Origin of the sequence: Kitasatospora sp. NPDC056731 (genome assembly GCF_040687675.1) — a bacterium.
In the GTDB taxonomy this organism is placed as follows: Bacteria; Actinomycetota; Actinomycetes; order Streptomycetales; family Streptomycetaceae; genus Kitasatospora.
This window is the reverse complement of record NZ_JBFBNR010000012.1, coordinates 207,904-218,251: the sequence shown is the minus strand read 5'-3', so window position 1 is coordinate 218,251 and position 10,348 is coordinate 207,904. Positions and strand designations below refer to the sequence as shown.

Sequence of the window (10,348 nt, the reverse complement as noted above, 5' to 3'; positions counted from 1 at the left end):
CCCCGCTCAGCCGCTGGCGGCGTGGCCTCCGCCCTCCCGTCCGCTGGCAGAGCGGCGGGTGAGGGCTCGGAGTCGTTCGAGGGAGTCCCGGACGTACTCGCGGTCGGCCTCGTCGGTTACACCCCACTGATCTGCTAGCGCATCAGCAGTGATGGGCTTTGATGCTACTGGCGGGCTTGGCACATGCGCGAGCGCCTCGGCGGGGATTGTTCCGCTTTCCACAAGCAGTTCGAGGTAAGGGCGCCCTAGTGCCTCGGCGAGAGGCCAGAGGGCGGCCGGCTTGGGCAGGCGCCCACCGTTGAGGATTCGCGCCAGCACGTCCGTCCCCATGTCGGCAGCGCGCGCCAAGCGCGACTGCTCGCCATAGGCGTCGAGGTCGTAGCCGGCAGCAGGTGCGTACCGGCGGACATAGGCGGCGAGCGCCGCGGGTCCTGCGTCCATGAAGGGAGCCCCGTTCGACATGAGGCGGAGGGTAGCGCCACAAAGGGTTGCTGTCAGCTGACAACAGTACCGGTCGGGCCATGAGTCCTCATGCACACATCCAGGACATCTCGACCACAGACACCCCGGCCGTTCGCGCTTCCGGGGAGGAACTTCCCCCAACTGCTGTCAATGCGCAGCAACTAGGGCTATGGTTGCTGTCAGAGCGCAGCGAACAGCAGGGCGACGCCGAGGAGGTGACCCGTGCCCAGCACCGACAGCGCCGAATTCGACTTCAACGTCATTGCTTTCCGCAGCACAGCCGATGCCGTCGGCGACACCAGTACCAGCCGAATCGCCGTACGGACCGGCCTCAACCGAGGCCTTGTCGCCCGGCTCCGCAACGGCAGCCGCCAACCCAACCTGCGCACCGCGGCCCGCATCGCAGCCGCATACAAGGTCAGTCTCGACGACCTCGTCGTAGGCCTCGACGACCTTGCCGTCGGCGGACAGGCCGCATGACCCGGGCCGAACGCCTCGCGATTCTCGGCGCAGCGACTGTGGCCGAAATTCACCACCGGGTCGAGGCTGCACCGCCGCCCACACCCGAACTGATTGCCGAGCTGCGGCCGGTCCTCGCACCTGCGCTCCAGCGGGTGCGCGCTCGTCGCACTGCGTCGGAGCAGCAAGTCCTGCCGCTGGCGGCATGACGCAAGCCAGCCCGCTCTGCAGGGCCTTACGGCCGCCCCTCTGGCGCCAACCAGGGACGGCCCCGACCCGCTGATCAACTCCACGAGAACCACGAGAAGGAGGCAGGCCGTGATCGCACAGCCTACCAATATTACGACCCTCACCGACCTCGCCACGGTGGCCGGCGTCGCGGACGTCGTCATCGACGGGGCGCTGCTCTGGGTGTCCCCGGGGCAGACGCCCGCCGGCCGCTACTGGGCCCTGTTCACCCCCGCGCACCTGTTGGCGGGCACGGTTGTTGAGATGAGCGACGGCTCGTTCGACGCGATGATCGGTGCCGGCGCCGCCCACGCCACGACCGCGCAGGACGCGGCCGTCGCGGTTGTGGCCTCGCTGCGGAGCGCCGCATGAGCCCCCAGGTGCTGGCCGAGGTGGCCGACTTGCCGTCGTGGTCCCCACAGACCCGGCAGCTCGTGGCGGAGTATCAGGTGCAGCAGGGCCTGCGGGCGCTGATTGCTCGGGTGCCGAACCCGGGCGTCACGTTGAACGAGGCGACGGTTTCGCCGGATGGTTCCGAGGTGGAGCTGACCGTCCGGTCGGTGCGCGAGCTCAGCAGCTGGTACGAGGTTGTCCCCCGGGCGACCGCGTCGGCCGCAGGGCGGTGCGAGCGGCGGGTCGACGGCCAGTTGTACGCGCTGGGCGGCATGCAGTGGCGGGTGTCGCTGCCTGAGGTGGCGGATCTGCCGGGCGTGCGGGTGACGCTCTGGGCGGAGTCGGGCGAACTCGAAGAGCTGCCGGACACCACTCTGGTTCGGCATCTGTGCCCGTGGGAGGCCCGTCGGCGGGCGATCCGCGAGCGTGAGGCTGCTGCTGCGCGACGGGCGGTGGCGGCGTGAGCGACGGCATGGTGCACGCCCGCATCAACCCGATGTGGATGCACGTGATCCTGCGGGCCCGTGGGGTCCGCTACGAGACGCTCCGCACCCTTGCTGAGGCGTGGAATGGGAACCAGCAGGACGTGATCGATTCCATCGCGGCGCTTGCTGCGGTGGTCGACGAGGGCGGGCCCGCCTGGGACTCCGCGGTGGAGGACGTCGAGGCCGATCTCCAGATGGACGAGGCCGAGGTCGAGTTGACTCACCTGGATGCGACGCGCCTGGCGGACGAGCTGCTCGGGGCTGCGGCGCTGACGATGTCAGCGCGGCGGGAGGCGGCGTTGGTTGCCGAGGTCGTGGACTTCCCGCGTCAGCAGGGCGAGGCGGCGTGATGACCACTACCGTGTCGGCCGGGGTTCAAGCCCCGACCGGCGGGCGGCGCGTCACCCCAACCGCCCGTCTCGTGCTCCCCGCCGACGCCGACCGTGATGCCTGGCTCCTCGCCCGCCGCCGCGGGATCGGTTCCAGCGACATCGCTGCCATGCTCGGCCTGAGCAGGTTCGGCAATGAGCTCTCGATCTACTACGACAAGCGCGGTGAACTCCCTCTGGAATCCGATGACTCTGAGCCTGCGTACTGGGGTCGGGTCGACGAGGAAGGCATCGCTCGCCGCTGGGCCGCCAGCAACCGCTCTGCAGTCCGCCGGGTCGGCTTGGTTGCCAACGTCGACCGTCCGTGGCAGATGTGCACCCTCGACCGGCTCGTCATCAAGTGCCCGATCGAGCCTGGCGCCCAGTGCGCCGTGGAGATCAAGTGTCGCGACAAGATGAAGGCGCCGCTGTTCCGCCGGGGCTGCCCGGACGACGTCCTCGCGCAAACCCTGCACCAGGCTGACACCTGCGGGTTCGGGCACATGCACGTCGCGGTCAGGATCGGTGGGAACGACTATCGGCAGTTCACCGTCCGGGTTGCCGAGCACCAGCAGCTGGTGCTCGACCTACGGGCCGCCGCAGCCGAGTTGTGGCAGCGCATCGTCGATGGCCGGCCGCCCGCCCTTGGCTTGGACGCCGACCCCGACCCGCTGATCGATCTGTACCGCACGCTGCACCAGGAGCGGTCCGGCGTGGTCCACATCGACCGCGACGCGGACGCCCAGGACGCACTCGCCGACTACCTCGGCGCTGTGGCCGACAAGGCCGCCGCCGAGAGGCATCGCAAGCAGGCGCAGGCCCGCCTGTACGCCGCTCTCGGCGGAACCGAGATGGCGATCATGGGCGACCGGCCCGCCTATTCGATCGACCGCAGGTCCAAGCAGCACATCGACCTCGCTCGGCTTGCCGAACGCTGGCCGGAGGCGTACGCGGACTGCGTCGAGGACCGGCCGTACGACCAGATCAGCATTCCCGACGGCGTTCGGAAGAGGTACAGCGCATGACCCAGCCCACACTCGCCGAGCGGGCCGCCACGAAGGCTGGACGCGCCGAGCCCACCCCCGTGCCGATCCCGTCCGCCGCCGACAACGAACAGACCGCACCACTGCCCGACATGAGCCAGTACGACCTCGGCAACGACGACCCGGAAATGATCCCGGTCCACCTCGCATGGCTTCGCGTTCGCCGGGACATCCGCGCCATCGGCAAGGGCGAGCTGTACAACCAGTCCGGCACCCGCTTCAACTTCCGTGGCGTCGACACCGTCGTCAACGTCTTCGGACCGGTCACCCTCAAGCACGGGATCAACGTCATCCCGCTCACCGTCGAGGCCGAGTACGGAGAGAAGAACACCAAGTCCGGCAGCAAGATGCGCGAGTGCACCGTGCTGACCACGTGGCAGATCATGGGCCCGATGGGCGACAGCTTCACTGTCCAGACCCGCGGCGAGGCCCTCGATACCGCTGACAAGTCGACCACCAAGTCCCAAAGCGTCGCCTTGCGGACCCTGTTGCTGACGCTCGGCCTGACGCCCACCAGCGACCCAGACCCGGATAGCTCGTACATCGAGCGAGGAGAGGCTCCGGTCCGACCCGCCGGTTCCTATCTGGACGAGATCACCGATCCGACGACGAGCATCGGCCGGCTCCGGCAGATCCATCACGAGCTGCAGCAGAGCCGCCAGGCCAACGCCCTGGTGACGAACGAGGTCGGCGACGAGGAAGCCATCGGCGTGATGGTCGTCCGGATCGGCAAGGAGCGCGCCGCCACCTGAGTTGCTCGGAGGGGCCGCGCCCGCCGACAGCGAGCGCAGCCCCTCCGCCCATCATCGCCTATCTCCGAAAGGAGGAACCCGTGGACTTCACAGCCGTTCGCAAGGCCGGCTTCGACACCGAGACCACCGGCCCCGACCCCGAAACCGCCCGGATCGTCACGGCAGCCGTCGTCGCCCACGGCGGCGGTCACGCCGACCGCGTGCTGACGTGGCTCATCAACCCGGGCGTGCCCATCCCTCCTGAGGCCACCGCGATCCACGGCGTCGACGACGCCACGGCGCAGGCCAAGGGCCGGCAGTCGAAGAAGGCGCTGGAGAAGATCGCCGGAACGCTGGCCTCGGCCCTGCGATTCGGGATGCCGGTCGTCGCATTCAATCTGGCCTTCGACTGGACCGTCCTGGACCGGGAGTTGCTCCGCCACGGCCTCGCCACGATGGACCAGCGTGTCAGCGGCGTGCCGGCCCTGGTGGACCCGCACGTCATCGACAAGCAGGTCATCCCCCGGCGCCGCGGATCCGGGATGCGCAAACTCCAGCCGACCGCCACGGTGTACGGCGTGGTGCTGGAGGACTGGCACACGGCCGAGGCGGACGCGGTAGCTGCGCTTCGGATTGCGGAGGCGCAGTTCGCGAGGTTTCCCCAGCTCAACAGTCTGGTGCCAGCGGAACTGTTCCGGGCGCAGCAGGCGTGGCGGGCCGAGCAGCAGGCCGGCTTGCAGGAGTGGTTTCGCACGAGGGCGACGCCGGAGCAGGGTGGCGCGCCGGACAAGGTCATCGACGGGGCGTGGCCGCTTCTCTCGACGACCGCGGGGGTGGCGTCGTGAGCAGGAAGCAGCGCCCCCGCGACAAGGACGTGCTCTCCCCGCTGCAGTCGGCTGTCCTTCTCGGACATGCCCGGGGTGAGCAGCCCTCTCAGATCGCCGACCATCTGCAGATCGGCGTGCGCGATGTCCGGCTCCACCTGCGGGCCGTCCTCGTCGCCCTGAAGGCGGCGAACACCACCCACGCGGTCGGTGTCGCCTGTGCCCTCGGCCTGCTCAGTTCCAGCGACATCCTCGAAGGGGAGCGCCATGTTCGGTAGATCCAGACGCCGTATCGCCGAGCAGGCTGAGCGCATCGCCTGGCTGGAGAGCCGGGTTCGGCAGCTCAACCTGGCGGTCGGTGCTACGCGCAGCGAGGCGGCTATCAGCTTCGACCGCTCTGAGCGCTTCGCCGACGACGTCACCGCAGCCAAGAAGAAGCTGACTGCGGCACAGTTCGAAAACGCCATCCTCGCGTTCCGCAGCGAGGACTGGGCCAGCACTGCCGTCGACCACGCCGAGCGCCTCGGCCGGGCCCTGCGAGGCTGCGCCCGCTACCGGGCCGAGAACCGGCGGCTTGTCCGCGAACTCCGCTTGGCACGCCGTGACTTCGCCGAGCGGCAGATCGCCCTCGAAGACCGGCTGCGCGACCTCCAGGCCGTCAACGAGAGCCACTACAAGGCCTCCGCCGACGCCACCGCGGCGCTGGCCAGTCCACTCGCCGCGTGACCTCAGCCGTCGGCCTGGCGCTGCTGTGGTGCACCCACACCGGGGTCGGCGCCATACAGACCTACCGCCACCTCACCCAGAAACGATCCGTGCTCACCCGATACGCGTTCGCGCTGGCCCTGCTGGCCGGCACCGCCCTCGCCCTCATCACGTTCGCCATCACCGGATGGAGCCCCCGAGATGACTAGTCTCCTCCTCGTCGAACCTGTCCTCACAATCACCGTCCTCGGCCACCGGCCGGCCCCGCAGGGCAGCAAGCGGCATGTCGGCCGCGGCCGCCTGGTCGAGCAGTCCCTGCGCGTCAAGCCCTGGCGACAGGCCGTCCACGACGCCGCCGAGGCTGCCGTGAAGAGCGCGAACCGTGCGCCCCTCGACGGGCCGCTGAGTATCGAGGTCGCGCTCACCGTCCGCAAGCCCGCCTCCGCCCCCAAGACCCGCATCACCTGGCCAACCACCCGGGACAGCGGCGACATCGACAAACTGCTGCGCTCCACCTTCGACTCGCTCACCACCGCCGGCGCGATCGCCGACGACTCCCGCATCGTCGAAGTCGTCGCCCGCAAGATGCACCCCGGCGAAGGCGTCGACGCCCTGGACCAGCCCGGCGCAGTCATCCGGCTCTGGCAGCTCGGAGAGCAGCGATGAGCTGGTGGGAGCAGGCGACCTGTCTCGCCGAGAACGCGGCCAATGACCTGTTCTATCCGAAGTCCTACAGCAGTTCTGAGGGCCTCGCGCAAATCGACGAGGCACTCGGTTACTGCTCCCGCTGCCCTGTACGGGACCGCTGCCTGGCTGAGGAACTCGCCAAGGAGGGCACTATCAGCGAGAAGTACCGGTACGGCGTCCGAGGTGGCAAGACCCCCGCCGAGCGGGCGGCGTTGAGCAAGAGCCTTCTCACTCCCGCCGCATGACCACGGCGGCCTGGGACAACCGGTCCCACCGGGTATTCCAGGCCGAGCCCTGCAAGTACTGCGGCGGCCTCTGCATCTACGCGACGAAAGGCCGCCGTCCCGCTCACGGGATCTGCGCCTAACGGACCCGGGAACACCCCCCTCACCTAGAACAGGAGAACCCTCCGATGACCCTCCAAAAGCGGTCCTGCGAAGGCTGCGGGAGGCCTGCGCTCGCGCGCGGGATGTGCAAGACGCGCTACGTCGCGTGGCGCAGGCGGACTCCTCCAGCTGAGCGATCCCCGATCACTCCCGAGACCCGATTCTGGTCGAAGGTGGACCGCGACGGGCCTATCCCTATCCACCTGCCGCGGCTCGGCAACTGCTGGATCTGGATTGGAGCGACGAACTACTGGGGCTACGGCAAGCTCCGCGTGGATAAGCGCGACTACATCGCGCACCGGTGGTCCTACGAGATGGCGAACGGCTCGATTCCGGCTGGGTTCTTCGTCCTCCACCGGTGCGACCACCCAGGCTGCGTCCGGCCGAGCCATCTACGGCTCGGAACAGCGCGAGACAACACGCAAGACATGCACGGCAAAGGCCGTGCAGCCAATCTTGGCCCGCTTGGCATGGCCAACTCCCACGCCAAGTTGACCGACGAAGAGGTCATCGCAATCCGTGTCCGGTTCGAAGCCGGCGAGCTCATATCCGCCCTTGCCCTCGAACACGGGGTCAACCGATCCACCATCAGCCAGATCGTCAACGGCCGCCGCTGGAAGCACCTAGGCGGCCCGACCCGAAAGCCCGGCCAGCTTGGCCGACGCCCCCGGAAGGAAGCAGCATGACCGGCCAGACCGTCATCACCCTCGTTGGAAACCTAGTCGACGATCCGGAACTGCGGTTTACGCCTGCGGGGGCCGCTGTGGCGAAGTTCCGGCTCGCCTCAACGCCGCGCAGGTTCGATCGAAACACCAACACCTGGGTGGATGAGGAGCCCCTCTTCCTCACATGCAACGTCTGGCGGCAGCCGGCGGAGAACGCCGCCGAGTCCCTGACCAAGGGCATGCGCGTGATCGTGCAGGGCCGGTTGCTGCAGCGCTCGTACGAGACCAAGCAGGGCGAGAAGCGCACGGTCTTCGAGGTCGACGTCGAGGAGGTCGGCCCGTCCCTTCGCACCGCCACAGCGAAGGTGACTCGGGCGAACCGAGGGCAGGGCGGGGCGCAGCAGCCGGGTCGGGTCGACGACCCGTGGGCTCAGTCGAAGCCGGCCGTGCAGACCGGCTGGGGAGCGCCACAGGGCCAGGCCGAAGCCCCCTTCTGATCCTGTCTGCTCATCTCAAAGGACTCATGACCTCATGGCACGGATTCGCACGATCAAGCCGGACTTCTTCACGTCGCTCACCGTCGCCGACCTGCCGCTCTCCGCGCGGCTGACGTTCATCGGCTTGTGGTGCTACGTCGATGACAACGGCGTCGGCATTGACGAGGCCCGCCTCATTCGCGCCTCCGTGTGGCCGCTGGATGAGTCTCCGGGCATTCTCCAGAGGACTCGGGACGACCTCCGGAGTCTTCAGGAAGCTCTCCTCGTCACTCGGTACACCGTCTCCGGGAGGCCATTCCTGGCTATCCGGAGCTGGTCCGAGCACCAGAAGATCTCCCATCCGGGCAGGCCGCGCTATCCGGGCCCCGGCGAGGCCGATCATCCCACCGACACCCCTCCTGGCCAGGCACAACTCGTTCCTCCGAACGGCCTCCAGAGTCTTCCGGAAAGCCTCCTGAGCGTTCCGGAGACCTTCGCCCCTGAGCAGGGAGTAGGGAACAGGGATAGAGGGAAGCGCGCGAGCACGCCGAGCGAATGCAAAGCACGTACCAGCACCAGCGCGCCCGACCACCTCGTCGTCACCGATGCCATGCGCGCCTGGGCCACCCGCAAAGGCATCACCGCCGCCCGTCTCGACACCGAGACCGAGCGCTTCCTCGACCACCACCGCGCCAAGGGATCCACCTTCAAGGACTGGATTGCCGCCTGGCGCACGTGGATGAGCCGCGTTCCAGACTTCACGCCACGCGCGGCCACCGGCACCCACGGCAACTCCTGGACCGACCCCACCGAACAAGGCGTCTTCTGATGAGCGGCGATACCGAGACCGACCTCACCCGAGCCGAACCCAACGACCTGGCCGCCGAGCAGGCCTTCCTCGGCGCCATCGCGCTCAGCCGCGATGCCCGCCGTGCCCTGAGGGACACCACCGTCACCGCCGAGGACTACTACCGTCCCGCCCACGCCCTCATGCACCGGGCGATCACGGCGATCGCCGAGACCAGTGACCCCATCGACCCGATCACCATCGTCGCCGCCCTCGAAGCCCGCGGCGACCTCGCCCGATGCGGTGGCCGCGACTACATCAACACCTGCATAGACGCCGCCCAACACGGGCCCAGCCTCGACTGGCTCAACCACCGCCTTCGGAGCCTCGCCCTGCGCCGTGCTCTCGTTCACGCCGGCGCCGAGATCCGCGAACTCGGGTTTGCTGCTGACGGCGAGCCCAGCGAGCTTGCCGAACACGCAGTCACCCGGCTGCGGGAAGTCCGCGACGCCGGCCGGGCGGCCGAGGACTCCCCCGTCCAGGACATCCACGACTTCCTTGCCGGGGACGACCCCGGCTACGACTGGGCGCTGCCCGGCTACCTGGAGCACACCGACCGCATCGTGTGGACCGCGGGCGAGGGTGGAGGCAAGTCCTTCCTCCAGCGCCAGCTCGGCGTCACCGCGTCCGCCGGCCTGCTGCCGTTCGGGGACACCAACCCGCTGGGCCCGCAAAAGGCACTGATCTTGGACTGCGAGAACTCGGTGCGCCAGTCCCGGCGGCACTACCGGGGCCTGATCCAGGTTGCCGAGCGCATGGGCGCTCCCGTCAAGCGGGGGCAACTGCACATCGACCTTCGCCCGGAGGGTGTTGACCTGTCTCGTGGGGACGGCAGGGCCTGGCTGATGCGCCGCGTCGAGGCTGTCATGCCGGACCTGCTGATCGTCGGCCCGATCTACCGACTGCACAACGGTGACGCCAACTCGGAGGAACTCGCCCGCAAGGTCACCGTCGTCCTCGACGAGGCCCGTGCCACCGCCGGCTGCGCCCTGTCGATGGAGGCCCACTCCCCGCAGGGCGGACCGATGGGGCCGCGCGCCCTGCGTCCCGTCGGCAGTTCCCTGTGGCTGCGCTGGCCCGAGTTCGGCCTCGGCCTGCGCCCCGTCGAGGACGCCCGCTCCGCACAGGACGACCGCGCCCGCCGGGTCCTGCCCTGGCGCGGTGCGCGCGACGAACGCGCATGGCCCCGATTCGTCTGCCAAGGCGCAGCGGGCGGCTGGCCGTGGCGCACCTACAAGCCCGTCGACGCGGACCCGTTCACCGGCCACTCCCCCACTGGGGCGCTCTCGTGACGTTGATCGAGCACTGCCCGGCCTGCCTGTCCCGTGCCCGGATCGTCCAGGAGCACGACGACGGCGTCCACACGAGCACCGTGTGGCGCTGTTCCAGCTGTTTCCAGCAGTGGGAGACGGAGTACCTGACGGAGGCGTACGCGGGCGACGGGTCCGACGAGCTTCGTGACTGTTGAGCCGTCGGTTGGACGGTCATGACGTTGCTGTCTCTGAGGGTTCGGCAGCGGCTTCGAACCACTCAAAGACCTTCAAGGCCCATCAGGGCCCTCGCAATGCCCGCTTCGGGCAATGACTCCA

The 10,348-nt window shown here is 68.9% G+C and carries 19 protein-coding genes; 18 read left to right on the top strand and 1 reads right to left on the bottom strand.

Translation table 11 applies throughout. The annotated features are described in order from the left end of the window. Positions 1 to 6: 6 nt before the first annotated feature. Positions 7 to 462 (bottom strand): helix-turn-helix transcriptional regulator, encoded by a 456-nt coding sequence (locus tag AB0R04_RS15830; RefSeq protein ID WP_363371476.1) that lies wholly within the window; start codon positions 460 to 462, stop codon positions 7 to 9. Positions 463 to 684: 222 nt separating this feature from the next. Between AB0R04_RS15830 and AB0R04_RS15825 the strand changes: the two genes are divergently transcribed. From AB0R04_RS15825 to AB0R04_RS15740, 18 genes are all read left to right on the top strand, one after another. Continuing rightward, positions 685 to 942, top strand: coding sequence for a helix-turn-helix transcriptional regulator (locus AB0R04_RS15825; protein ID WP_363371474.1), 258 nt, complete (start codon positions 685 to 687; stop codon positions 940 to 942). Then, complete coding sequence (locus tag AB0R04_RS15820) at positions 939 to 1,130, top strand: hypothetical protein (RefSeq protein ID WP_363371472.1); 192 nt, start codon at positions 939 to 941, stop codon at positions 1,128 to 1,130. The genes AB0R04_RS15825 and AB0R04_RS15820 overlap by 4 nt, the downstream gene beginning before the upstream one ends. Before the next feature lie 109 nt (positions 1,131 to 1,239). Then, positions 1,240 to 1,521: a hypothetical protein gene (locus AB0R04_RS15815; RefSeq protein WP_363371470.1), complete on the top strand. Its 282-nt coding sequence runs from the start codon at positions 1,240 to 1,242 to the stop codon at positions 1,519 to 1,521. After that, a complete protein-coding gene (locus tag AB0R04_RS15810; protein WP_363371469.1) occupies positions 1,518 to 2,006 on the top strand; it encodes a hypothetical protein in 489 nt (162 codons plus the stop codon). The genes AB0R04_RS15815 and AB0R04_RS15810 overlap by 4 nt, the downstream gene beginning before the upstream one ends. Further along, on the top strand, positions 2,003 to 2,377 hold the full coding sequence (locus AB0R04_RS15805) for a hypothetical protein (protein WP_363371468.1): 375 nt from the start codon (positions 2,003 to 2,005) through the stop codon (positions 2,375 to 2,377). Before AB0R04_RS15810 ends, AB0R04_RS15805 begins: the two co-directional genes overlap by 4 nt. After that, entirely contained in the window at positions 2,377 to 3,420 is a 1,044-nt protein-coding gene (locus AB0R04_RS15800; protein ID WP_363371466.1) for a YqaJ viral recombinase family protein, read from the top strand. Before AB0R04_RS15805 ends, AB0R04_RS15800 begins: the two co-directional genes overlap by 1 nt. Continuing rightward, positions 3,417 to 4,190 (top strand): ERF family protein, encoded by a 774-nt coding sequence (locus AB0R04_RS15795; RefSeq protein WP_363371464.1) that lies wholly within the window; start codon positions 3,417 to 3,419, stop codon positions 4,188 to 4,190. The genes AB0R04_RS15800 and AB0R04_RS15795 overlap by 4 nt, the downstream gene beginning before the upstream one ends. Before the next feature lie 80 nt (positions 4,191 to 4,270). After that, positions 4,271 to 5,014, top strand: coding sequence for an exonuclease domain-containing protein (locus AB0R04_RS15790; RefSeq protein ID WP_363371463.1), 744 nt, complete (start codon positions 4,271 to 4,273; stop codon positions 5,012 to 5,014). Continuing rightward, the gene (locus AB0R04_RS15785; RefSeq protein WP_363371461.1) at positions 5,011 to 5,271 is read left to right on the top strand and encodes a LuxR C-terminal-related transcriptional regulator; all 261 of its coding nucleotides are present in this window, start codon (positions 5,011 to 5,013) and stop codon (positions 5,269 to 5,271) included. The genes AB0R04_RS15790 and AB0R04_RS15785 overlap by 4 nt, the downstream gene beginning before the upstream one ends. Next, the gene (locus AB0R04_RS15780) at positions 5,261 to 5,719 is read left to right on the top strand and encodes a hypothetical protein (RefSeq protein ID WP_363371460.1); all 459 of its coding nucleotides are present in this window, start codon (positions 5,261 to 5,263) and stop codon (positions 5,717 to 5,719) included. Before AB0R04_RS15785 ends, AB0R04_RS15780 begins: the two co-directional genes overlap by 11 nt. Next, positions 5,716 to 5,907, top strand: coding sequence for a hypothetical protein (locus tag AB0R04_RS15775; RefSeq protein WP_363371458.1), 192 nt, complete (start codon positions 5,716 to 5,718; stop codon positions 5,905 to 5,907). The genes AB0R04_RS15780 and AB0R04_RS15775 overlap by 4 nt, the downstream gene beginning before the upstream one ends. Then, entirely contained in the window at positions 5,900 to 6,364 is a 465-nt protein-coding gene (locus AB0R04_RS15770) for a RusA family crossover junction endodeoxyribonuclease (protein ID WP_363371456.1), read from the top strand. The genes AB0R04_RS15775 and AB0R04_RS15770 overlap by 8 nt, the downstream gene beginning before the upstream one ends. Then, on the top strand, positions 6,361 to 6,630 hold the full coding sequence (locus AB0R04_RS15765) for a WhiB family transcriptional regulator (RefSeq protein ID WP_363371455.1): 270 nt from the start codon (positions 6,361 to 6,363) through the stop codon (positions 6,628 to 6,630). The genes AB0R04_RS15770 and AB0R04_RS15765 overlap by 4 nt, the downstream gene beginning before the upstream one ends. A gap of 167 nt (positions 6,631 to 6,797) precedes the next feature. Then, positions 6,798 to 7,457: an HNH endonuclease gene (locus AB0R04_RS15760; protein ID WP_363371454.1), complete on the top strand. Its 660-nt coding sequence runs from the start codon at positions 6,798 to 6,800 to the stop codon at positions 7,455 to 7,457. Next, positions 7,454 to 7,933 carry a single-stranded DNA-binding protein gene (locus AB0R04_RS15755; RefSeq protein WP_363371452.1) on the top strand — a complete coding sequence of 160 codons (480 nt, stop codon included), beginning with the start codon at positions 7,454 to 7,456 and terminating at the stop codon, positions 7,931 to 7,933. The genes AB0R04_RS15760 and AB0R04_RS15755 overlap by 4 nt, the downstream gene beginning before the upstream one ends. A 34-nt stretch (positions 7,934 to 7,967) precedes the next feature. Further along, positions 7,968 to 8,741: a hypothetical protein gene (locus tag AB0R04_RS15750; RefSeq protein ID WP_363371450.1), complete on the top strand. Its 774-nt coding sequence runs from the start codon at positions 7,968 to 7,970 to the stop codon at positions 8,739 to 8,741. Then, positions 8,741 to 10,051, top strand: coding sequence for an AAA family ATPase (locus tag AB0R04_RS15745; RefSeq protein ID WP_363371449.1), 1,311 nt, complete (start codon positions 8,741 to 8,743; stop codon positions 10,049 to 10,051). Before AB0R04_RS15750 ends, AB0R04_RS15745 begins: the two co-directional genes overlap by 1 nt. Then, complete coding sequence (locus tag AB0R04_RS15740) at positions 10,048 to 10,227, top strand: hypothetical protein (protein WP_363371447.1); 180 nt, start codon at positions 10,048 to 10,050, stop codon at positions 10,225 to 10,227. Before AB0R04_RS15745 ends, AB0R04_RS15740 begins: the two co-directional genes overlap by 4 nt. The last annotated feature ends 121 nt before the right edge of the window (positions 10,228 to 10,348 follow it).